Raw genomic sequence first — 21,873 nt, forward strand, 5'->3', positions numbered from 1 at the left:
GAGCGGGCTTGCCCCGCGCTGGGTGGCGAAGCCGCCCTAAACTCAGGCTCCTCGGTCTAACAGAAGTATGGAGGCGTTGTTATCGGGGATGCTTCGCCTCCTGGCGCGGGCGGTGCGACGATTCGACAAGCCCGCTCACTATAATCAGAAGTAATACGGGAATTTCAGGCTAAACGTAAAGTCCGGCGCATCATCTGTCATCCCGATCGCCAGGTTCGGCACGATCGTCAGGTTATCCGACGCCGCAATCGTCATGCCCACGTTGAAGTAACCGGCGTTGGCATCGCTGGACACCACCGACTGCCAATCCCCGCCATTGGGCTTGAGCTTGCTTTTACGCTGGATCAGGTCGGACACCGAGAACGACATACTCATCTTCTCGTTGAGTGCAAAGGCAACACCGACGCCCAGTTGGAAGCTGTCACCCAGGCTGACCTTGCCGCCGACTTTCTGGTTGACGTCACTGCTGATGTCATCGAACGATTCTTCGAAGTTGTGGGTGTAGGAGAACGAGCCAAACAGCACGGCCGGATCGAAGGTCTTGACCAGCGAGATTCCCGGCGTGATCGACCAGACACCGTTACCGGTCGGCAGGTTTTCCGGCACATACAGGTTGTCGTTGGCGGTTGAGCGTACCAACTTGATGCCGAACGGTTCCTTACCGGTAGGCGCCTTGACACGCAGCGACACCACCGCATCCGGCAGGGTGGGGGTCTCATCCAGGAATTTGTACGCCACACCGAAGTTGACGTCGCCGATGGTCGGGTCGCGGCTGACCGACTCTTCCGAGGTGGCATTGGCATTGTTGCCCGCACCGCCGGACTGGTAAGTCGATTCGCGGTACACCACCGGCACGTTTACATCGAACTGCCAGCGGTTATCGAGGTTGTAGCGACCGGTCAGGTCCAGCGTCCAGTTGTCCGCCTTGATCCTGTCCAGGTTGATATTACCGAGGAAGATCGAGTCCAGTGCCAGGAAACCGTTGAGCGTGAGCTGGCGTGCATCGTAGCGCGCGTAGGTAATACCGGTTTCAAAGCTGAACTTGCCGTTGCCGAAGAAGCCGCTGGCTTCGTTGTAGAGGTTGCTCACGCTTTGCGCGGGCGCCGAATCGTCCTTGAGCGACTGCCCATAAGAACTGCCACCGCCACCCGCCCCGCCGGATGCGGCCGCAGCGCCCGTGCCTGCCACGGTCGCGCCGCCGCTGGCTTTCTGAAAGTCTGCCGGGGATTTGGCCAAGCGTTTGGGCGCGGGCGTCGCGGGTTGGTCCTCCACTTGGCGAACCCGTTGCTCCAATACCGCCAAGGCTTTTTGCTGCACTTCGTACCGCTGCTTGAGTTCCAGAAGCTCCTGTTTGAGGGTCTCGATATCGGCATCTGGCGCGGCATACAGAACGGATGCGGGCAAGAGCGTACTTAAACAGACCACCGCACGTAGCGATAACGATCGATGCATGAAATAAGCCGTCCTTTTCTAATGCGTAAGTGTCGAGGGTCAGCGTAGTTCAATAACCGAGAGTGCGTAGGCCTTTGAGTTGGTCCAGATTGCAATTCAATGCCGGGTTGTTCAGCCCGTTATTCATCACCACATTGAGTTGGGTCATGTTGGAGACGAAGTTTCTATCGCCGGTCAACACGGTGCCTTGCAGCACCTGGCCGCCGCCAATTTGCTGAAGACTATTGCCTTGGTTGTGGTTGCCCTGGATCGCCATCTGCAAGCCGCCATTGTTGGCCGACACACTCACGCGACCTGCTGCGCTGTCACCCGTGACGGTGCCGCCGGCGACCAGCACCTGGCCGGATTGCACGACATTGGATGGGGCGAAGCCGTTCTCGGTGACGTTGATCCCGACATTGTTGTACGCGCTGTTGCCGTCGCCGGCTGCGCGCACGCTTTGGGTCACACCTGTGCCTGTGCCCAGGCCGGCGCCTCCGCTGACGTTACCGGTGCCCGCGTTCGGATTGGTGCCCGTACCGGTAGAGCCCGTGGTCTGTACGTAGAATTGTGGCGTGATGGTGGAGGAATCGACTTGCATGCTGGCCTTGCCAGTTATGGTGTCGCCCACGGCATTGGTCCAGGTGCTGCTCATGACAATACCGAAGCTGACAATCCGCCCTGGCATCACATAACGACCGCGCAGCTCGGCCATTTCCGAGTCCTTGAGTTCGATCGGTTTGAACCCCGACGAAGCATAAGCGGGCATTGAGGCTGCCAGACACAAGACCGTCAGCCAACGGGAAGTGTTCATCTTCTGCTCCTGGAGCGTCCTGCTCCTTATTGCGCTTCTTAGAAGAAGTCGCTCTGGATGAAACCGAAGTCCATCAGCTCGGCATCGCCTACGGGCCTGAACTCATTCAACTGGTTCTTGGCGGTCAGTGGCGTGGGTGGGTCGAGCAAGGCGTTGGCCTTGTCGTAACCTTCACCCAGTACGGCGAAGACGATGCCATTCCAACCCTTGACGAAGTCGTCACGTGAGTAGCGTTTGTGGCCCAGCACCGGGTCGCCGATATACACCCAGTCCTTATCCGCACGCTGCAACACCACGAAGTGCTTGTAGCCCCGAATTTCCAGCAACACCACCACAGGGATTTTCACGGTCACCAGGGTATCTGGCCCGATTTTGTAGCCCCGGGCACGCATGCCGATGCTTTCGAGGTAGCGCTTCATGTCCAGCATGGAAAAGCCCTGGGTACGTACCAGTGCCTGGTCTGCATTGACCAGCATGCCTTTGATGACGTGGTCTTCGTCTACGTCCAGCCAATAGCCCTGGCGCAGGATGGTGGCGAGTGCCGCAGCACCGCAGCTGAAATCGGTTTTCTGTTCCACCAGGTTGGCGAACTTGCGTTCACGGATACTCTCGACCTTCTTGTAGATGACTGCACCGCCAGGCATGGCGGAGATCGCCATGGTGCCTGCCCAAGTCGGGCCGGTGAGCAGCATCAAGAGGGTGAGGGTCGTGAGGCGCATGATCGTCTGACCTGATGGACGCTGGAATAAAAAGGGCCTTGTTGCCAAGGCCCCGTTGGATCAGAAGCGCACGCCGCTGGTGCAGACGGTGCAACCTTGGCTGACCGACAGTTTGTTGGCCGCTTGGTTACCCGAGCCAGATTGGAGGACTACCCCAATGTTGCCGGAGTTGCCATTAACCGAGCTGTCTAGGCTGGAGTTGTTGGATACGTACTGAGGTTTGCTGCCATGGCCATAACCATTGCTGGTTGCGGCAGCGTTGAGGTAGCTGTTGTTGAGCGAGGTTTGCTCGGTGTTGGTGGCCGCCGCGATGTTTTTGCCATCAGCGGTAGAGATGGCCAGGCTGTTTTTGGCTTGGTTGCCTTGGCCTGCTTGGCCGACATACCCTACGTTACCCGAGTTGTTGTTGACGGAGCGATCCAAAGAGGCGTTGTTTTGCGTGCCTTTGTTGATGAAGTTGTTGTGTTGGCTGCTTTGGTCCGAATCGATGACGGAGAACACGGTCAGGAAGTCGCCTTTACCGCTCATGATGGCCACATCATTGTCGCCTTGGTTACCACTGCCAGCTTGGTTGACTACGCCAACGTTACCGGAGTTGTAGGTTACCGAGCCATCGGCAGAAGCGTTGTTTTCAGTTTTGGTGTCATCGAACTTATTGTGTTCGCTTTTTTGAGTGTCAGTTACAACCGCGGCGCCAGTGCCGGTAGGTTGAGGCGCAGGGTGCCAGCCACCACCTGCTTGAGCAGCAGCAGCCATGAGTGCGGCGAGAGCGAAAACCATTGGTTTCAGGGCCATTTGAGGTTTCATGGTGTTTCTCCTTGCTTCTAATTAGTTGGTTAAGTGTTGGTACGGTCTAACTCGTGCTACCAAGCGGTTACTTGATAGTGATGCCCAGGGTGTTAGCCACTCGGTTCCCCACCCCAGCACTCTGGTTCACCTGAATCACTCCTCGGCTGCCGGTGAAGGCCTGGTCGCTTGTCACGACCTGGCGGCTGCCAGTGGTGGGGGTGAGCCCTGAGTCGGTTGCCAGCGTCGTCGTGTTCTGTTGCAACAGGACGCTGTCGTCGATGCTTTGCGGGCCAGGGTTGACGCTGATCCGCACCGCATTGACTAATTGGTTATTGGCCCCGGCAGACTGGTTGATGCCCAACATGCCGTTGCCATTGCTGAAAGAAGTGCCCTCGATCGCCGCCTTGGCGTTCAGGGACGGGTCCACCTTGCCGTCCATTCTCTGGATATTGCTGGTGGTCGCCTGACCACCCAGCGCGACGGCGCGGTTGTTGGCGGTTTGCTGCTGGTTGCCTGCGGCCTGGTTGATCATCAGGTTGCCGCGGTAGTCTTTACCGCTGTTATTGATCACGGCGGTGTTGTCGGCCATGGCCGAAGCGCTGGTGAGCAGGGCCAGAAGGAACAGGGCGCGGTTCATTGTTTGCCCCCCATCATGCTGCCGATGTTGTTCAACGGCGCCAGGCCACGCTGGATCGAATCGCTGATCTGCCCCCCCATGCTGCCACTGCCCCCGGAGCGGCTGGCGGCTGCGCCGGCGCCCAAGGTGGACATGCTGTTTTGAGTGGCACTCAAGCCGGAGAGGTTGCCGTTGGGCTGGATGGCGCGGGTGATGCTCAAGCCGCTGCTGACGGCGCCGAAGTCTCGGTCACTCAGTTCGCCCGAAAGGGCGCCCAGGATTTCCCGGCTTGGATTGGCATTGGCGGTCTGGGGGTAAGGATCAGGACCAAACGAAGACCGACCGTACATATGTCCCTGTACGTCGCGCCCGGTGACGATTACGCCGTCACCCGCATGGCTCGGAACCATGATGCTGGCGCTGAGTACACAGCTGATCAGCAGTACGTTCATCGAACCTTGAGTGAGTGTATTCACGGCGGCATTCCTTATTCTTCGCGCTGACCCTAAACAGCGCTGTAAGGGATAGAGCAGAAGCCGTGCCGCTTTTTATTTTGTGTTTTTATTCAAAGTGTTGAGGATATTGATGGGCAAAGTGATAGCAGTGCTGTTTCAGGAATGAAACAACGCCCCAGCCATTCGCAGCTACCCAGCCACTGCGCAAACGCTTCACTCGGTTGTATCAGCGCTGTAACACCGCCCATGACAAAACGATGAATCCGCTGTGCACGGGCGCTTCAGGGCAAGGGCGTGTTAAAAAAACGGACACTTCAGGCATGACAAAGCCCGCAACTGTGGGCAGAAGCTCAGCCTTTAGGCGTTTTACGCGGGATGGCGTTGAGTACGGGGTTGCCATCCTGATTCTGGGTCAGGTAGACCGGCAAAACCTTGGGCAGGGAGGCAATGAGGTGGTTGACCTCACTGATGTTGTAGATGCCACCGATGCGGATCGCCCCGGTGTTGGCGTCGGCCAGCATCACCGGTTTGGTGAGGTAGCGGTTGATCAGCGGCAACGCATCGGCCAGCGCCAGGTTGTCGAGGATCAGTTTGCCCTGGCGCCAGGCCAGGGCGGTGTCATCAGGGCTGATCGTCCGCACGCGGGGCGTGGCATCACCTTGTTGGTAACTGGCCTGCATGCCGGGCGTCAGAGGCACACTGCCGTGGACCTGGTCGCTGGCAATCTGCACTGAGCCTTCCAGCAACATCACCCGTACCTGGTCTTCGTATTTCCAGACGTTGAACTGGGTGCCCGTCACCCGAACCTGGCCTGCGCCAGCGTGCACGATAAAGGGATGGGCACTGTCATGGCTGACTTTGAAAAACGCTTCGCCCTTTTTCAGCGTGACCCGACGCTGGTCCTTGTAGTTGCTGTAGACCAACTCGGTGCCCAGGTTAAGTTCCACCTGGCTGCCATCACCCAGGGTGACCAGGCGCAAACCGTTGGCAGCCTCAAAGCGCTCGTAGGAACTGGGCAGCCAACCGGCTTCCCACCCCGTAAAGGCTGCCAGGGGCAGGGCGACCAGGCAGATCGCCGCCGCCACGGCGTAGGTGCGCACGCGACTGCGGGGTTTGAGCGGCACCACCACCGGCGTGGGTTCGTGGCGGGGGAGGTGGTCGGCAACGTCCCATATCTCCAGCATCGCCGCGTATTCAAAGGCATGCAGCGGGTGGGAGTCGTGCCACTGTTCAAAAGCCTGACGCTCGCTCGTCGTGCAATCGCCCGCGTGCAGGCGCATGCACCAATGCGCGGCGGCGTCGGTGATGGCGTCATATTCGGCTTCTGAAAGGGACTTTTCGCTCATTAACTCATCCTGATTTCGCACATTCTAACCTCCTGGGGGAGGTGGCGAGAACAGCCATCATGGCGATTGCACATCAATTGGAACTTATTCTCGTTTGGAAATACCTAAAAGATTCAGGACATTCCCACAATGGAGAACGAAAATGTTGAAGAAAACCTTAATCGCCCTGTGTGCAACTTCCGCACTGCTCAGTGCCGGTGCCGCCCTGGCCGATAAACCGGGGGCAGGCTGGATCACCATCGAGAAGGCGATTGAAGTCGCCAAGACCAAGGCCGGTTATGTCGAGGTGTATGCCGCCGAGGCTGATGACAACGGCTATTGGGAAGTCAAAGGGCGCAAGTCCGACGGCACGGTGTATGAAGCGCGTATCGATGGTGCGTCGGGCAACATCCTGCGCGACCAGAAAGACTGATACCCCCTCGGGGGCCTGTTCAGGCCCCCGGATCCAACTGCCTTCCCAGGTGCGTAATCAGAAGGGTCACCGAGTCTGCATTACCCAGGATGATGTCTATTCGGCGGTCTACATCGCTCATGAAGATTTGCCGGGCCTCGTCCAGTGTCTTGGTGCCGGTGAGATGCAATATCTTGTCGCGTACCTTGGTCGATCCCCTCTGGCCAAAGTCCTCCCAGAGCCCCGCCACGTTGTCGCAGGTTCTAAACAGCGTGCTTTCAGGTGTGAGTACGGACAGCGCGGTGCTTTGCAGATTGGACAGCGCCGTGTGCATGCGCAGGCCATCCGTACTGCCACGACGAATCAGGTCAAGAAAGGGCCGCATGGAATCCAGGTAGGCGAAGTCTTCAGTCCTCGCCCCCAAGTGGCTCAACTCATGAATCAGGGTGGCCGCACGCGCGTGGTCATCAAGGTCGAACGGTGCGTTAAGGTGGTTTTCATAGACATCCATGCCCGTTATGAAGAAGGGGGTCAGCAAATAGATTTTTCGCTGTGCATCCTCAGGGATTACAAAAGCGACCGAGTCATCTTCGGGCCAACGAGCTGTCCCATAGACGAATCGTTCAGAGTCCAGCGCGAGCAGGTCTTGCTGGGTCAGCGCCTCCATAATTTGCGTGACTCGATCTCGTATTCTTGCGACTTGGCTCGGGTTTAAAGTGACGACGCCGAACATCTCACCGAGGAAGCGACCGACTCTTGAGTTGGGGTCGCGTTGCTGTGCAAATAACGTCAAGTTGCGCTGACATGTATTGGTGTAATACAGCGCGACGTTGAGCGCTCTGTCGATGGCGAGCCCCATCTCCCAGCTCAGCCCGCGAATGGCTGGCAGACCTGCTGCTTCAATATTGATGGAATCGCGCTCTGTTCTGCGGGTGACCACCAAACCTCTAAAACGCGACAGAGTTGGCCCGAAGCGGGGCTCCCGCTCGGACAGGTCCAGTACCCATTGTCCCTGTGCGTTGCGTTCGACAAACGGGCCCAGCTCCCTGGCAACGCTTATGCGCCACCCCGCACCGCTTCTTGCTACGGGGTAAACGCGACCTGCTACAGCGACATAATTGCGGTTATTGATCGGTTGGGTATACACGTGGCTGCGTGAGTCCAATTGCAGGTCGGTCAGCGCCACTGTCACATCCTCGAACCGCCGTAGTTGTGTGCGCACCGGGTGGGTCATGTCCAACGTGTCCACCGTGGTGGCTGGCACGGGGCCTTGCGGGGCGGGGGCGCCGGGCGATACAGGTACGGTGTCCGAGGGGAGCAACGCGTCGAGCTCCTTGCGCAGCGAGGCCAGGGTCGCCAAGCCCTGGATAAATTTGCGCAGGCCTGTGCCGAAGTGCTGCTCTTGCAAGTCTTCGGCGCTGGCCTCGAAGAGCTTGAAGCTACGCCATACCACCAAGGGGAATTTGAGTTTGCCCCCAATAAATTGCAGTGCCATGGGAATGCCTTTGCGCAGCAGGCTGGTAATGCCATCCCACGGGTGTTTGCCCCCCTCCTCGAACTGGCAGGAAAGCATGTCCAGCAACTGCTCGGTGTTGTCGTGGAACAGCTGGCGCAGGAGGTTACCCAGGATGGGGTTCGAGGCGAGTTTGACTGGCTCTGGTTGTTTGTCCCCCTGATTCGTCGGCTGTTTGAAGCGATTTCGAAACGTCGCCTGATCGGGGTCGCCTAACTGACGAATGATCCACTCCTGCAGCGGACCAGCGGCGTTGATGTCGTCGAGCAGTTTTTCCTCGGTGCCGTACTCCTTTAAGACGCTGATGGGGGCATAAGGCGCATAGAGCACCAGCGGGCCTGTCGCGTTGGCTTTTGGGCCGATCACATAAACACCGCGCACCTTCGCCGGTGTCGCCCCGGGGGTGGCAATCAGTTCCATGGGGCGGATCATCGCCGTGGCGCCGATAACGGCATCCCGGGCAACGTCGTCCGGCATGTCGAAAATTTGCTGGATAAACCCCCAGGACGATGGGCTCAGACGCTCTTCTAGGTATTCCTCATGGGCATGGCGCAGCACTTGCCAGGGCAGTTGATGGCAGAATAGTTTGCGGCGCTGGCGGGCGATGTCGGTGTCGGCGGTGAGGTGGGTCGTGAGCAGGTCGCGGTAGGTTTTGCCGATGTCCAGTTGACGCACCAGTTGCACAATCGCATTGCCATCCAGTGAAGCAGGCAGGGCCTCGGTGGCGCGTGCTTTAGGGGTGAGATTGTCGGGTTGCAGATCGGGCAAATGGCGCTGGGCAAAATCGACCAGGCTTTGGGTATGCCCGTTGAGCACCACCCGTGCGGGGATCAGGATGTTTTCCGGGTCCAGCGCATCGTCGGGGAAACGTGCCTGGAGCAAGGCGCGCAAGCGTTCGGCGACGTGTTCACCCAAGGTCGGCAGGCTGTGCAGGTAATCCTGATTGTCGGGGGCACTTAAGCGATATTGCTCAAGCAACTCGGCATGCAGCAACTGATCCGCGGCCGACGCCATGCCCAGCCAGGCGGGCAGGCCCTGTTGCCGAACCATAGCGGTCGCAATGGCTTTGGCCCTGCCGATATTGGATGGCGCCATCCTGCCCATTTCATCGTCCAGGCGGTCCTGAAGTTGTTTGGGCCCCAGCGACATGGCAAGCCAGTAATCGAGGGAGTCGAGATGGTGAGCGAGGTGGCTCTGTTGGCGGTTGTGTAGAAAATGTTCGTCGATACGCTGTAGTGGCCCCAGGAGATATTCTTGATGAGGCTGGCGAAAGCTGATGGACAGGTTCATCAGCAGTGCGGTGCGACGAGTGGAATTTTTCAGGCGCTGTTCGAGTGCCTTGCGCAGGGTAATCAGCGAAGTGAAAGGCTCATAGCCGTATTGGGGCGTCCACAACACCACCTTGCCTGAAAGATGTGGGTCGAGGCCACCGCGTTCGGTCAGCACAAAGCAGTTGGCCAGTGGATGAAGTTCTTTGCCTTCGTTGAGAGTCACCGTCAACGAGAAGGCGTCCGGTAAAAAGCCTTGCAACCCATGGCGCTTGTCGCGCGTCATGCTGTCAGGGCGCAACACTGTATCCAAGATCGCGTAATGATCCGGGCTCAACGTGTGATTAAGCAGGCGCAACTCGGCCTCGCTGCGCAGGCCGTGCATCAGCGCCTTGATCATCTCGTCGCCGTTATTTTTCAGGAACCGCCTGGGCAGTGTACGGACATCGCGCTCCACGAAAGAGGTCGCGACTTGCTTGATTACGGCATTGAACACGTGGCTATTGATGCTATTCCAGCTCATGGCGGCGCCACCTTCGCGGGTGCCGTAAAAGCCGATGCGAGGCGTGCTGCCTATATCCCCAGCAGCATTTGCCAGGTATTGGATGAAATGCTCCAGCATGTTCACCGATGACGACGGCAGGCGTTCTTCTCTGTCCTGTGCTTCGCTGGGGTAGGTATTGATGTAGACATTGCTGGCATCCAGGTCCAGGTAGCGCTTTTTCATTTCCTCGTTCAGGGCTTTTGTCGCAAGGCTGCGCAAGGTGGGGTGCTTGGCGCGTTGTTTGAGCAGCGCGTCTTCATCCGCTTTCAGCGCCTGCAATTGCAGTTTGGCGCGCTCTGCCTGCACCGTAGACGGTCGGCCATTGCCGCTGCTGACCGGGTGCAGGCTCCAACGCCCTTGGGTATCCAGCTCCAGCAGGCGGCTGTCGAGCATATGGCGTATGTCCAGGGAACAGTCGAGCAAGGCAGTCAGGTTCACCGCGCCATCACTGCGGCGGAACAGCGTGAGTGCGTGCTCCAGGTTACTCATTTGCTTGTCGTAAATTCCCCTGACCATCTCCTCGAACACATGGCCCTGCACCGGCTGGCCGCTGACCTGTACGCCGCGCATGGCGAGGTACGCGCTGCGCTCCTCCAGGGACAGAAAGTTGAGCAGTTCGTCCTGGTGCCCGGCGGCCTTGAGCATGCTCAACAGGGTGTCGTTGAGATCATCGACGTCCTTGAGCACTTGCAACCCGCGGGACTGGGTGTACAGGTAGGCGTGTTCGTCACTCATCAGCAGGGTAGCGGCGAGCTCCACATAGTGCTGGTAGGGCGCGTAGATGTTGACCTTCTCGATATGCAAGGTACTGCGCCAGGCGCTACGGGCTGCGCGGTCGGGAAGTAAGACCGCGAGCAGGTCGCGTGCTTCTCCTGAAGAAAGGGCGTTGCTTTCACTCTGGCGCTTGAACAGCAGGTCCACACGGAACTTGTCGCTCATCACTTGCGCGAAGAACTCCATGCGGGACTGTTCCGGGTGAGACTTCTCGTTATCCATGGGGGCGTACCACCATGCTTCCAACAAAAAGCCCAGGATCTTGGTGAGGATTGCAGCGCCATGCTGCACCAGACTTTCCCAGCGTTCCTCGTCTTGCTTGCGTTGGATTGGGGTAAAACTGCGGGTGTCATGCTTGGGGTTGACGAAGGTGCGTGTACGGTCCGCTGGCCATGCTGACTTTGCATAATACTGCAGCAGGGTTTCAGCCAAGGTGGCTGAGCCCACCCAGCGAGGTAGGTCGTTTGTGCTGTCATCGGCTGATGCCATGAAACTGTTGACCCGCGTGTCTTTTAGCGTCAGGCCTTCAAACTGCGGGATCCCTGCGCCAATAGTTTCGAGTACGGCCTCGAGCCATTCGGGCAACGTGGGCAGGGTGCGCAGCGCTTCATGCATGCGTTGCAGATCTTGCGCCTGATTGGCCATGATGGTTTTTTGCTGATCCTGAAACACCCAATGCTCAACCGTGGCGGTGGTGAGGGTAAACGTGCTCTTCGGGGTGAACGCATTGCGCTGTTTTATGGGTAAAAATCTAATTAAATCAATATATAAAAACGGATTTTTCAAGCGTTGTATTAGCTCAGAAAGGCAGGCGCCCCGATGGTCGAATACCTCGATACCGCCATACGGGGTGTACAGCACGGCCTTTTTCTCATCAGGGGTGGGGCTCATCATGAACGCGCCGGCGAGTGCAATCGAAGACATGCCTGGCGTTTCCAATATCAGCGTTTCTACGGTCATCGGTTCATCGCGGTCATGGCGCCCGCTATGGTTGGCGATGTAAACCGTGCCGAGCCAGTTGACGTCCTTGAGCGTCAAACCCAATGCTCGCTCGCGGTCGGTGGGTTGCTTACGGGTGATTGGACGCAGGTACTCATCAAAAAAATACGGCGGCGTTACATGGGTCATGGCTGGCTCTCAATCTGGGTCGGGGGCGCGATCAGCGGTGAGCAGCACGTTAAAGGGCGAGGGCCCTATGTCGGCGGTAGATAACTGCCGCAAAAATCACCCCGCGCAAAGTCGATTGACAGCAGGCCGCGGGCGCGTTGTTTAATCACAGTCTTGAGTTACCCGTCTTGTCGCCCCTTCCAATCATAATTCGGAGCTTCAGATGTCTACGCCGTCCAAGGTCGTTGAAGGTTCCAGTGTCTCCCTAGGCTTCAGTGCGCTGGTGGCGTTGCTGCAGCAGGTGTTCGAACGCCATGGCACTTCACCTGAAGTGGCCGCGATCCTCGCCAGCAACTGCGCCAGCGCCGAGCGCGATGGCGCCCACAGCCATGGCATTTTTCGTATTCCTGGTTATATCAGCACCCTGGCCAGTGGCTGGGTGAATGGCCGCGCGGTGCCCCAGGTCACGGATGTGGCGAGTGGGTTTGTGCGGGTGGATGCCGGCAACGGCTTCGCCCAGCCGGCCCTGGAGGCTGCCAGGCCTTTACTGGTGGAAAAAGCCCGCAGTGCCGGAATTGCCTTGCTGGCTATTCACAATTCCCATCACTTTGCGGCCCTGTGGCCGGATGTCGAACCCTTTGCCGAACAAGGCTTGGTGGCCCTGAGCGTGGTCAACAGCATGACCTGCGTGGTGCCCCACGGTGCCGACCGCCCGCTGTTCGGCACCAACCCCATTGCCTTCGCCGCGCCGCGCGCCGATGGCTTGCCGATTGTGTTCGACCTGGCCACCAGTGCCATCGCCCATGGCGATGTGCAAATTGCCGCGCGCAAAGGCGAGCGTTTGCCGCCGGGCATGGGCGTCGACGGGCTGGGCCAGCCGACCCAGGACCCCAAGGCCATCCTTGAAGGCGGCGCGCTGTTGCCGTTTGGCGGGCACAAGGGCTCCGCGCTGTCGATGATGGTCGAACTGCTGGCCGCGGCGTTGACCGGTGGCAACTTCTCATTTGAGTTCAACTGGTCCGATCACCCAGGCGCACGCACGCCGTGGACCGGCCAACTGTTGATCGTGATCGACCCCAGCAAGACCGCCGGGCAAAGCTTTGCCGAGCGCAGCCAGGAACTGGTGCGACAGATGCATGCGGCAGGGCTGCGGCGCTTGCCGGGGGATCGGCGGCACCGTACGCGGGCTAAGTCAGAGCAGGAAGGGATCTTGCTGGACGCGCAGGAGTTGCAAAACCTGCGCGCCTTGGCGGCGGGCTGAAAAGGGCTGCGCCATTGGCGCAGCCCGGTGTCATCAGTTGCGACGACCCAGCAGCAAGCCGACCACCAGGCCAAAGCCTGCGGAAATGGCAACGGTCTGCCACGGATGACCACCGATGTAGGTTTCGGTGGCATCCACCACCGGCTTGCTGCGCTCGCGCACATTGGACACCGAGTCCAGGGCCTGCTTAAGCTTGATGGCGACCTGTTCGCGCAGGGTCTCGCCTTCTTCGCCTACCAGGGATGCGCTGCTTTTGAGCAGTTTGTCCGACTCTTCGATCAACGCCGTCAGTTCACTGAAGGCTTGATCCTTGATTTGATCTTCGACGGTTTGGGCGGCAGATTTGCGGGCCATTGTGTGACTCCTTGCAGGTGAATGTGACAGTGAACAATGGAGTGTCGGGCGACGGCAAAAGTTGCAGTTTTTTTGCCGTTGCCCGGTCTTGGGCAAAATCCGAATCAGGAAATTTCGACCTACAGTGTAAGATGTCGCCTATTTGTGCAGCAGGTAAATCAACATGAGCTTCAATCTGGCCAACAAGACCCTCGCCGAACGCGCCGAGCTGGAAGATGAAAAGTCCCGCCTCTACGACCTGTGGCAAACCAACCTGGGCAAGGCCAAGGGCGAGGCCGCACGTCTGTTCGGTGAACGCGCCAAGCGCAAAGGCAAGTGGGCCGAGTGGGTGCGTGCGGAGCTGGACGGCATGTCGCCGCCGGAGTTTTCCAACATGGTGCGCAGTGAAGTCAACAAGTTGATGGCCGCCGCTAAGTAAAGCTCGCGACAATCGCTTCACGCACTTTCAGCAGCAGCGGATCGAGCTGCGCCTGGGTGCGCCAGCCCAACTCCACCGGGTAACGCGGCAGCGCCAGTGGGCAAGCCAGTACCCGCAAGCCGGTCATCGCGCCGATGGCCTCGGCGGCGTGACCGGGGATGGTCGCCACCGCCTGGCTGCCCTTGAGCAGAAAAGGCAGCGCAGCAAAGTGGCTGGTGGACGCACACACCTGGCGGCTCAGCCCTTGCGCCGCCAAACCCTCGTCAGTGATCCCGATAAACCCGCCGGACGACACCAGCACATGCTCGCGTGCGACGAACTCATCCAGGCTGATGCTGGCCTGGTCCGAGTCCACAAGGCAGCGATAATCGCCTTCTCCCAGCACATGGCGGCTCAGTCGGCCGTGGGCAAAACCACCGGCTGTGATTGCCAGGTCCAGGCTGCGGTCGAGCAGGGCGCCTGCGACGATCTGGCTGTGGGTCTGACGGAAGATCACCCGCAGTTTCGGCGCCCGTTGAGCGATGGCCTCGATCAGCCGGCGGCCGTAGGCAATTTCGAAATCATCCGACAGCCCTAGCACCACGGAGCGCCCCTGATAGTGCTGATTGTCCGGGTCGACCATGGCCAGGCTCTGCCGGCAGCGATCCAGTGCTTCACTGATCAGCGGTTTCAACTGGTTGGCCCGCAAGGTCGGCGCCAGGCCACGTCCGGTGCGCACGAACAATTGATCGCCATACACCTCGCGCAAGCGCCGCAAGCCTGCGCTGATGGCCGATTGCGTCACGCCCAGGCGCAAGGCCGCGCGGCTGGCGCTGGACTCGTCATGCAGGACTTCAAAGGTTTTCAGCAGGTTGAGATCGACCTGGGCGATATTGATTTGGCTCATATCATTCAGCACTGAAGTGGGCTTTATTCATGATCGAGGCTGGCGGGAGAATGGGCAACCCCTGACTTCGGAGTAATCCTGATGCCTGTTTCTACTGTGGCGGCGTTGCAAATCGGTTCCTTGCCTGGCGGCAAGGCTGAAACCCTGGCGCACATTCTCGGCTATGAAGACGAAATCACCCGTAGCGCTGCGCAACTGGTGGTCATGCCGGAGGCGTTGCTCGGTGGCTATCCAAAGGGCGAAGGGTTCGGCACGCAACTGGGTTACCGCCTGCCGGAAGGGCGTGAAGCCTTTGCCCGCTATTTTGCCAATGCCATCGATGTACCGGGGGCTGAAACGCAGGCGCTGGCCGGGCTGTCGGCACGCACCGGCGCCAGCCTGGTTGTGGGTGTGATCGAGCGCAGCGGTAGCACGCTGTATTGCACGGTCCTTTATTTCGAGCCTGCGGGCGGGCTGGTGGCCAAGCACCGCAAATTAATGCCCACCGGTACCGAACGGCTGATCTGGGGCAAGGGCGACGGCTCGACCCTGCCGGTGATCGATACGGCTGTGGGACGTGTCGGCGGCGCGGTGTGCTGGGAAAACATGATGCCGTTGCTGCGCACGGCGATGTACGCCAAGGGGGTGGAGGTGTGGTGCGCGCCGACGGTGGACGAGCGCGAGATGTGGCAGGTGAGCATGCGCCATGTGGCCCATGAAGGGCGCTGCTTTGTGGTGAGTGCGTGCCAGGTGCAGGCGTCGCCCGAGGCGTTGGGCATCGAGGTTGCCAACTGGCCGGCTGAGCGACCGTTGATCGCAGGGGGCAGTGTGATCGTCGGCCCCATGGGCGACATTCTGGCGGGGCCGTTGCTGGGCGAGGCGGGGTTGTTGACCGCGCAGATCAACACGGATGATTTGGTGCGCGCGCGTTATGACTATGACGTAGTCGGCCACTATGCCCGGCCGGATGTATTCGAGTTGGTGGTGGATGAGCGCGCCAAACCGGGCGTGCGCTATATCACCGACTAAAACACTGCTGTGGCAAGCCCGCTCGCCACAACCACAGGTCAGCAATGTTAGTTGCATGGCGTTTACCAGGTGGCGGTATTCGGCAGGTTCAGTGTGCCTCGGTCGACAAAGCGCATCGTGCCAAACAGCCCACCGGCCAGCTTGCCCCGCAACACATAGGGCAGGTTATTCAGGCTTTGGGTCTGGCTAAGCCCCAGAGTTTGGCGCAACACCGAAAACGCCGAAACACTCACCGGCACCATCAGAACGGTCTCGGAAAAGCGTGGGATGGAACCGCGTTGATCACTCACCCCCGACGCCAGCGGCCGGCCGTTGACCTCCAGGTCCAGGGCCACGCCGTTGTAGTCGATCGCCGTTTCATTGGGGTTTTGCACCCGCAATTTCACGGCGAAGCGCACTTCCAGGTCCTGGCTTTGCAGGGGCTCGATGCCCACCACGTTGATGTTTACCGGGTCGCGGTTGGGGAACAGCGCGCAGGCGCTCAGGGTCAGCAGCAGTAACGATAGAACCATGAGCTTGCGCATAAAAAGTGTCCCTTATTTCGTGACGTCCGGGTCCTGCATCACTTTGAGGGTCGAGGACTCCGGATCAAATTCATCTTCTTCCAGCTCTATGAACTCTTCCGGCAGGAAAATGTTCAGCAGGATTGCACAGAAAGCCCCCACAGTGATCGGCGACTCGAAGATGTTGTGCAGCGCCTTGGGCAGGTCGCGCAGTACTTCCGGCACGGCAGCTACGCCTAGGCCCATGCCCAGGGAGATCGCCACGATCAGCACGTTGCGGCGGTGCAGTCCGGCTTCGGCAAGGATCTTGATACCCGCCACGGCCACGGTGCCGAACATGATCAGCGTCGCGCCGCCCAGTACCGGCTTGGGCATCAGTTGCAACACCGCGCCGATCATCGGGAACAGCCCCAGCAACACCAGCAGGCCGGCGATGAAGTACGCCACATAGCGGCTGGCCACGCCGGTCAACTGGATCACGCCGTTGTTCTGGGCAAAGGTCACCATCGGCAGGCTGTTGAAAGTGGCCGCCATTGCCGAGTTGAGGCCGTCGGCGAGCAGGCCCGACTTGATGCGCTTGATATACAGCGGGCCCTTGACCGGCTGCTGGGAAATCATCGAGTTGGCGGTCAGGTCACCGGCCGCTTCCAACGGCGAAATCAGGAAGATCACCGCCACCGGGATAAACGCCACCCAGTCGAACGAAAACCCATATTTGAACGGCACCGGCACACTGATCAAGGGCACCTGGGGCAATGCGGCCATGTCCACGCGACCCATCAGCCAGGCCACCACGAAACCCAGGGTCAGGCCGATGACGATGGAGCCCAAGCGCAGGAACGGATTGCTGAAGCGGTTGAGCACCACGATGGTCAGCAGCACCAAGGCCGCGAGGCCCATGTTGGCGGCCGCGCCGAGGTCCTGGGCGCCATAGCCACCGGCCATGTCGGTGACCGCCACCTTGATCAGCGACAAGCCCATCAGGGTAATGATGGTGCCGGTGACCACCGGGGTGATCAGCATGCGCAGCTTGCCGATGAACTGGCTCAGCACCACCTCGATAAACGCGGCGAAAAAGCAGATACCGAAGATCGTCGAGAGAATCTCATCAGTACCGCCGCCCCGGGCCTTGACCATGAAACCCGCGCTGAGAATCACGCTGATAAAGGAAAAGCTGGTGCCCTGCAGGCACAACAGCCCTGACCCTATCGGGCCGAACTTGCGCGCCTGCACAAAGGTGCCGAGCCCCGACACAAACAGCGCCATGCTCACCAGATACGGCACTTCGCTTTCCAGGCCCAGCACGCCGCCGACGATCAGCGTGGGCGTGATGATCCCGACAAAACTCGCCAGCACATGCTGCAACGCGGCAAAAATCGCGGCGGTGAAGTGCGGGCGGTCTTCCAGGCCGTAGATCAGGTCGGATTTATAGCGCGGGCGGGGGGCTTGAGCGTCAGACAAAATACGGGCTCGGGTCAGAAAATGGAGGCGCAGGATGCCAGAAACTGCCGGTCGTCAGAAGTGTAAAAAAATATTTATGACGGGCCTGTGGGAAACCCCAGGGCCTGCCGATATCGAGGATAGGCCCACATACCAACGACAACAGTGGTGACCCAAGGGTCAGAACGGCGCGTTGACGCCGACTGATCGTTTCGCAGCAGGGACGCTCGCAAACACTACTTCTGAGAGCCCCCCCTATGTCCCTGCGCCAGTTGAACATTGCCCCTCGAGCGTTTCTCGGTTTTGCATTCATTGCGTTGTTAGTGGTTTTACTGGGGGTGTTTGCGGTCAACCGCATGGCACAGATTCGCCAATCCTCCGTGGACATGACCGCGACCCAACTGCCCAGCGTGACCTCGCTGGGCATCATCACCGAAAACGTACTGCGCTTGCGCATCCTGTCGTTCCGTGTGCTGGTCAACCGCGAGCCGGCCAGCCTGCAAGAGGCCGAAACCCGCATGAGTGTGCTCGCCGACAAGGTCAAGACGGCCCAAGCCAGCTACGCGGCGCTGCCTGCCGGCCCGGAAGAAGCCGCGCTGTACAAAACCTTCGTGGTCACGCTGGATAACTACTTCAAGGCCCAGGCCGACATGCTCGCGCTGTCCAAGCAGGGCAAAGTGGATGAGATGCGCGCACTGATCAACAGCCGCATCAAGGACGGTACCGACCAGATGGGCGAGCAACTGAACAAGCTCATCGCCATCAACGCGGCCGATGCCAAGACCGCCGACGCTGAAGCCGGGCAGAGCTATGACGGCGCGATCACCGGCGTTGTTGCAGTTTCCATCGCTGCCGCATTACTCACCGTGCTACTGGCCTGGTTGTTGACCCGCAGCATCGTCGCGCCGCTGCGCAAAGCCGTAGCCGTCGCCGAAACCATCGCCAGCGGTGACCTGAGCAAAACCATCGAAGACGACGGCAAGGACGAACCGGCCCGCCTGCTCGGCGCATTGGCCACGATGCAGGCTAACCTGCGCCAGACCATCCAGCACATCGCAGGCTCCGCGACGCAGCTGGCTTCAGCGGCGGAAGAGTTGAGCGCAGTCACCGAAGAGGCGTCCAAGGGCCTGCAACAACAGAACAACGAAATCGACCAGGCTGCCACTGCGGTCAATGAGATGACGGCGGCGGTGGAAGAAGTGGCGCGCAACGCGGTCTCTACCTCTGAGGCCTCGACCCAGTCCAACCAGGCCGCCCGTGAAGGCCGCGACCGTGTGGTGGAAACCGTCGGCGCGATCCAGACCATGACCCAGGACGTACAAAACACCGCCGCGATGATCGAAGGCCTGGCCACCCAAGGCCGCGATATCGGCAAAGTGCTGGACGTGATCCGCGCGATTGCCGAGCAGACCAACCTGCTGGCGCTCAACGCCGCCATCGAGGCGGCGCGTGCCGGTGAAGCGGGGCGGGGTTTTGCGGTGGTGGCCGATGAGGTGCGTGCGCTGGCCCATCGCACCGCGCAGTCGACCCAGGAGATCGAGAAAATGGTCGCCGGCATCCAGAACGGCACCGGTGAGGCCGTGCAGTCGATGCAGCAGAGCAACCAGCGCACCCAGGACACCCTGGAAATGGCCCGCGCCGCCGGTGTGGCGCTGGAGCAGATCACCCAATCCATCAGCCTGATCAACGAACGCAACCTCGTCATCGCCAGTGCGTCGGAAGAACAGGCCCAAGTCTCCCGCGAAGTGGACCGCAACCTCGTCAACATCCGCGACCTGGCGACCCAGTCGGCGGCGGGGGCCAACCAGACCAGCGCGGCCAGTCATGAACTGTCGCGCCTGGCGGTGGATTTGAATGGGATGGTGGCGCGGTTCGTTATCTGAATGCAGGAACCTGCTCTTTGTGGTGAGCGGGCTTGCCCCGCGCGAGGCAAGCTCGCTCACCACAGTAGAATCAGTGTTTCCACACGGCGGCATTCACCAGGTTTTTTGGTCGCTCACCGGCCAGCGCCTGCAACAGATTATCCACCGCACATTTGGCCATGGCCTCCCGCGTCTCATGGGTGGCCGAACCGATATGCGGCGTCGCCACCACATTATTCAAGCGCAACAACGGCGAGCCGTGATCCAGCGGCTCCTTCTCAAACACATCCAACCCCGCCGCGCGAATGGTGCGCTGTTGCAGCGCCGCCACCAGCGCCGCTTCATCCACCACCTTGCCCCGCGAAATATTGATGAAGATCGTCTCTGGGCCCATCAGTGCGAACTGTTCGGCGCCGATCAGCTTTTCCGTCTCGGCCGTCAGTGGCAGTGTCAGGCAAACAAAATCGGCCTGTTGCAGCAAGTCGTCCAGGCTGCGGTATTGCGCACCAAAACGTGCCTCCACCGCCGGCTTGGGGGAATGGCTGTGGTAGATCACTGGCATGCCAAAGCCAAAATGCCCACGCTGGGCCAAGGCTTCACCGATGCGGCCCATGCCGATGATGCCCAGGGTCTTGCCATGCACATCGCTGCCGAAATGCGCCGGGCCGATGTTTTTGTGCCACTGGCCGGCGCGCACCATGTCGGCCAGTTCCACCACACGCCGGGCGGTGGCGAGGATCAGCGCAAAACCGGTGTCGGCGGTGGTTTCGGTGAGCACGTCGGGGGTGTTGCTGAGCAGGATGCCGCGCGCGGTCAGGTAGTCGATGTCGTAGTTGTCGACGCCGACCGAAACGCTGGCCACGGCTTGCAACTGCGGCGCCAGGTCGAGCAGCGTGGCGTCAAGGCGCAGGCTGGCGCCCAACAGGCCGTGGGCGCCGGGCAGGGCGTCGCGCAGCTTGGCCAGGCCGGTGTCGTCGAGTGCTTCGATCAGCGTGACATCGGCCTGTTCATGCAGGCGGGCCATCAGCGGCGCAGAGAGTTTCTTGTACAACACGACGGACTTTTTCATGCGGTCTTTACCTTCAATTCCAGGTGGGGCACCGGCGTGCGATCACTCGCGCCGGGCTTGAGAAAAATCGTCAGCACCACCGACAGCAGCAACGCGCCGCTCATCAGCAAGTACGAAGCGCCGGGTGAACCGGTGCTGCTATTGAGGTAGCCCACCAGGTACGAGCCGCCGAATGAACCCAGGGCGCCCATGCTGTTGATCAGCGCCATGGCGCCTCCGGCGACGTTGGCCGGCAGGATCTCCGGGACAATCGCGAAAAACGGGCCGTAGGGCGCGTACATGCAGGCCCCGGCGATCACCAGCAAGGTGTAGGACCACCAGAAGTGTTCGGCACCGAGCACGTAGGACGCATAGAAAGCAATCGAGGCAATCAGCAACGGCGGCCATACGAAACGTTTGCGCTTTTGCAGCTTGTCCGAGCCCCACGACACCACCAGCATGCCAATCACCGCCGCCAGGTAGGGCAGCGCCGACAACCAGCCGGCCTCGACCATGTCCATCTGCAAGCCTTGCTTGAGGATCGACGGCAGCCACAGCACAAAGCCGTACACGCCGATGCTCCAGCAAAAGAATTGCAGGGCCAGGATGATCACCTTGGGTGAGCGGAAGGCTTCGGCGTAGTTCTTTACCGCCTTGATCCCGACTTGCTCGGCGGCCAGCGCGGTTTCCAGATCCTGTTTCTCGGAGTCGCTCAGCCACTTGGCATCCTTGGGACGCTCATCGGCCAGCTTCCACCAGATAAACGCCCACAGCACCGCCGGCAGGCCTTCGATGATAAACATCCAGCGCCAGCTGAAATGCTGCACCAGGTAGCCCGACACCACCGACATCCACAGCATGGTCACCGGGTTGCCGAGGATCAGGAAGGTATTGGCGCGCGAGCGTTCGGCACGGGTGAACCAGTGGCACAGGTACACCAGCATCGCCGGCATCACGGCGGCTTCGACCACGCCAAGCATGAAGCGAATCACGATCAGCATGTAGGCGTTGGACACCACGCCGGTCAGGGTGGCGAGGCCGCCCCACAGGATCAGGCTGACGAAAATCAGCTTCTTGACGCTGCGCTTTTGCGCGTAGATCGCCCCCGGTACCTGGAAGAAAAAGTAACCAAGGAAAAACAGCGCGCCCAGCAACGACGACATGCCGGGGGTGATCATCAGGTCTTCGGCCATCCCGGAGGCGGCGGCAAAGCCGTAGTTGGCGCGGTCCAGGTACGCCAGGCTGTAGGTGATAAAAACGATGGGCATGATGTACCACCAACGGCGGGTGGCGAGTTTCACGGTGTCCATGGGGTTGCTCCTGAGC

General features: G+C 60.0%; 19 protein-coding genes. 5 read left to right on the plus strand and 14 right to left on the minus strand.

Features of this window, described 5'->3' with window-relative positions:
* Nucleotides 1-144: 144 nt before the first annotated feature.
* The 7 genes from HX812_RS30685 to HX812_RS30715 all read right to left on the minus strand — a co-directional run bounded on the left by HX812_RS30685 (nt 145) and on the right by HX812_RS30715 (nt 6,170).
* On the minus strand, nt 145-1,452 hold the full coding sequence (locus HX812_RS30685) for a transporter (protein ID WP_038845303.1): 1,308 nt from the start codon (nt 1,450-1,452) through the stop codon (nt 145-147).
* A gap of 49 nt (nt 1,453-1,501) precedes the next feature.
* Nucleotides 1,502-2,245 carry a hypothetical protein gene (locus tag HX812_RS30690; RefSeq protein WP_038845305.1) on the minus strand — a complete coding sequence of 248 codons (744 nt, stop codon included), beginning with the start codon at nt 2,243-2,245 and terminating at the stop codon, nt 1,502-1,504.
* 38 nt (nt 2,246-2,283) lie between these two features.
* The gene (locus HX812_RS30695) at nt 2,284-2,964 is read right to left on the minus strand and encodes a C39 family peptidase (RefSeq protein WP_038845306.1); all 681 of its coding nucleotides are present in this window, start codon (nt 2,962-2,964) and stop codon (nt 2,284-2,286) included.
* A 60-nt stretch (nt 2,965-3,024) separates the two neighbouring features.
* Nucleotides 3,025-3,771 carry a hypothetical protein gene (locus HX812_RS30700; RefSeq protein ID WP_038845308.1) on the minus strand — a complete coding sequence of 249 codons (747 nt, stop codon included), beginning with the start codon at nt 3,769-3,771 and terminating at the stop codon, nt 3,025-3,027.
* Nucleotides 3,772-3,838: 67 nt separating this feature from the next.
* Nucleotides 3,839-4,390, minus strand: coding sequence for a hypothetical protein (locus HX812_RS30705; protein WP_038845310.1), 552 nt, complete (start codon nt 4,388-4,390; stop codon nt 3,839-3,841).
* On the minus strand, nt 4,387-4,845 hold the full coding sequence (locus HX812_RS30710; RefSeq protein ID WP_038845311.1) for a hypothetical protein: 459 nt from the start codon (nt 4,843-4,845) through the stop codon (nt 4,387-4,389). The genes HX812_RS30705 and HX812_RS30710 overlap by 4 nt, the downstream gene beginning before the upstream one ends.
* A 329-nt stretch (nt 4,846-5,174) precedes the next feature.
* A complete protein-coding gene (locus HX812_RS30715) occupies nt 5,175-6,170 on the minus strand; it encodes a FecR family protein (RefSeq protein WP_038845313.1) in 996 nt (331 codons plus the stop codon).
* Between the two features lie 142 nt (nt 6,171-6,312).
* Between HX812_RS30715 and HX812_RS30720 the strand changes: the two genes are divergently transcribed.
* Complete coding sequence (locus HX812_RS30720; protein WP_033900369.1) at nt 6,313-6,582, plus strand: PepSY domain-containing protein; 270 nt, start codon at nt 6,313-6,315, stop codon at nt 6,580-6,582.
* Between the two features lie 19 nt (nt 6,583-6,601).
* Here HX812_RS30720 and HX812_RS30725 read toward each other — a convergent pair whose 3' ends face one another.
* Nucleotides 6,602-11,788 carry a dermonecrotic toxin domain-containing protein gene (locus HX812_RS30725; RefSeq protein WP_038845315.1) on the minus strand — a complete coding sequence of 1,729 codons (5,187 nt, stop codon included), beginning with the start codon at nt 11,786-11,788 and terminating at the stop codon, nt 6,602-6,604.
* Nucleotides 11,789-11,990: 202 nt separating this feature from the next.
* Between HX812_RS30725 and HX812_RS30730 the strand changes: the two genes are divergently transcribed.
* Nucleotides 11,991-13,028 carry an Ldh family oxidoreductase gene (locus HX812_RS30730; RefSeq protein ID WP_033900373.1) on the plus strand — a complete coding sequence of 346 codons (1,038 nt, stop codon included), beginning with the start codon at nt 11,991-11,993 and terminating at the stop codon, nt 13,026-13,028.
* Between the two features lie 33 nt (nt 13,029-13,061).
* Here HX812_RS30730 and HX812_RS30735 read toward each other — a convergent pair whose 3' ends face one another.
* Nucleotides 13,062-13,382, minus strand: a complete 321-nt coding sequence (locus HX812_RS30735) for a YqjD family protein (RefSeq protein WP_038845316.1) — start codon at nt 13,380-13,382, stop codon at nt 13,062-13,064.
* Nucleotides 13,383-13,545: 163 nt separating this feature from the next.
* Here HX812_RS30735 and HX812_RS30740 point away from each other — a divergent pair, with 163 nt between their 5' ends.
* Nucleotides 13,546-13,800, plus strand: a complete 255-nt coding sequence (locus HX812_RS30740; RefSeq protein ID WP_003190904.1) for a hypothetical protein — start codon at nt 13,546-13,548, stop codon at nt 13,798-13,800.
* Here HX812_RS30740 and HX812_RS30745 read toward each other — a convergent pair.
* A complete protein-coding gene (locus tag HX812_RS30745) occupies nt 13,793-14,686 on the minus strand; it encodes a LysR family transcriptional regulator (RefSeq protein ID WP_038845319.1) in 894 nt (297 codons plus the stop codon). The genes HX812_RS30740 and HX812_RS30745 overlap by 8 nt on opposite strands.
* A gap of 81 nt (nt 14,687-14,767) precedes the next feature.
* Here HX812_RS30745 and HX812_RS30750 point away from each other — a divergent pair, with 81 nt between their 5' ends.
* Entirely contained in the window at nt 14,768-15,694 is a 927-nt protein-coding gene (locus tag HX812_RS30750; RefSeq protein ID WP_038845322.1) for a carbon-nitrogen hydrolase family protein, read from the plus strand.
* Between the two features lie 62 nt (nt 15,695-15,756).
* On the opposite strand, the gene HX812_RS30755 is transcribed toward HX812_RS30750, so the two are convergent.
* Together HX812_RS30755 and HX812_RS30760 are read right to left on the minus strand one after the other, a co-directional pair.
* Nucleotides 15,757-16,218, minus strand: coding sequence for an LEA type 2 family protein (locus HX812_RS30755; protein ID WP_038845324.1), 462 nt, complete (start codon nt 16,216-16,218; stop codon nt 15,757-15,759).
* 12 nt (nt 16,219-16,230) lie between these two features.
* Complete coding sequence (locus HX812_RS30760) at nt 16,231-17,658, minus strand: nucleobase:cation symporter-2 family protein (protein ID WP_038845326.1); 1,428 nt, start codon at nt 17,656-17,658, stop codon at nt 16,231-16,233.
* 236 nt (nt 17,659-17,894) lie between these two features.
* Here HX812_RS30760 and HX812_RS30765 point away from each other — a divergent pair, with 236 nt between their 5' ends.
* Nucleotides 17,895-19,520, plus strand: a complete 1,626-nt coding sequence (locus HX812_RS30765) for a methyl-accepting chemotaxis protein (RefSeq protein WP_038845327.1) — start codon at nt 17,895-17,897, stop codon at nt 19,518-19,520.
* 70 nt (nt 19,521-19,590) lie between these two features.
* Here HX812_RS30765 and HX812_RS30770 read toward each other — a convergent pair whose 3' ends face one another.
* Both HX812_RS30770 and HX812_RS30775 read right to left on the minus strand, forming a co-directional pair.
* The gene (locus HX812_RS30770) at nt 19,591-20,568 is read right to left on the minus strand and encodes a D-glycerate dehydrogenase (protein ID WP_038845329.1); all 978 of its coding nucleotides are present in this window, start codon (nt 20,566-20,568) and stop codon (nt 19,591-19,593) included.
* Nucleotides 20,565-21,857, minus strand: coding sequence for an MFS transporter (locus HX812_RS30775; protein ID WP_038845331.1), 1,293 nt, complete (start codon nt 21,855-21,857; stop codon nt 20,565-20,567). The genes HX812_RS30770 and HX812_RS30775 overlap by 4 nt, the downstream gene beginning before the upstream one ends.
* Between the last annotated feature and the right edge of the window lie 16 nt (nt 21,858-21,873).

Source organism: Pseudomonas sp. IPO3749 (assembly GCF_013386605.1).
Taxonomy (GTDB): domain Bacteria; phylum Pseudomonadota; class Gammaproteobacteria; order Pseudomonadales; family Pseudomonadaceae; genus Aquipseudomonas; species Aquipseudomonas azotoformans_A.

Coding starts and splice junctions, on each gene's coding strand:
- HX812_RS30685 (WP_038845303.1), bottom strand. CDS start 1,452: ATGCATCGATCGTTATCGCTACGTGCGGTGGTCTGTTTAAGTACGCTC.
- HX812_RS30690 (WP_038845305.1), bottom strand. CDS start 2,245: ATGAACACTTCCCGTTGGCTGACGGTCTTGTGTCTGGCAGCCTCAATG.
- HX812_RS30695 (WP_038845306.1), bottom strand. CDS start 2,964: ATGCGCCTCACGACCCTCACCCTCTTGATGCTGCTCACCGGCCCGACT.
- HX812_RS30700 (WP_038845308.1), bottom strand. CDS start 3,771: ATGAAACCTCAAATGGCCCTGAAACCAATGGTTTTCGCTCTCGCCGCA.
- HX812_RS30705 (WP_038845310.1), bottom strand. CDS start 4,390: ATGAACCGCGCCCTGTTCCTTCTGGCCCTGCTCACCAGCGCTTCGGCC.
- HX812_RS30715 (WP_038845313.1), bottom strand. CDS start 6,170: ATGAGCGAAAAGTCCCTTTCAGAAGCCGAATATGACGCCATCACCGAC.
- HX812_RS30720 (WP_033900369.1), top strand. CDS start 6,313: ATGTTGAAGAAAACCTTAATCGCCCTGTGTGCAACTTCCGCACTGCTC.
- HX812_RS30725 (WP_038845315.1), bottom strand. CDS start 11,788: ATGACCCATGTAACGCCGCCGTATTTTTTTGATGAGTACCTGCGTCCA.
- HX812_RS30730 (WP_033900373.1), top strand. CDS start 11,991: ATGTCTACGCCGTCCAAGGTCGTTGAAGGTTCCAGTGTCTCCCTAGGC.
- HX812_RS30735 (WP_038845316.1), bottom strand. CDS start 13,382: ATGGCCCGCAAATCTGCCGCCCAAACCGTCGAAGATCAAATCAAGGAT.
- HX812_RS30740 (WP_003190904.1), top strand. CDS start 13,546: ATGAGCTTCAATCTGGCCAACAAGACCCTCGCCGAACGCGCCGAGCTG.
- HX812_RS30745 (WP_038845319.1), bottom strand. CDS start 14,686: ATGAGCCAAATCAATATCGCCCAGGTCGATCTCAACCTGCTGAAAACC.
- HX812_RS30750 (WP_038845322.1), top strand. CDS start 14,768: ATGCCTGTTTCTACTGTGGCGGCGTTGCAAATCGGTTCCTTGCCTGGC.
- HX812_RS30755 (WP_038845324.1), bottom strand. CDS start 16,218: ATGCGCAAGCTCATGGTTCTATCGTTACTGCTGCTGACCCTGAGCGCC.
- HX812_RS30765 (WP_038845327.1), top strand. CDS start 17,895: ATGTCCCTGCGCCAGTTGAACATTGCCCCTCGAGCGTTTCTCGGTTTT.
- HX812_RS30770 (WP_038845329.1), bottom strand. CDS start 20,568: ATGAAAAAGTCCGTCGTGTTGTACAAGAAACTCTCTGCGCCGCTGATG.
- HX812_RS30775 (WP_038845331.1), bottom strand. CDS start 21,857: ATGGACACCGTGAAACTCGCCACCCGCCGTTGGTGGTACATCATGCCC.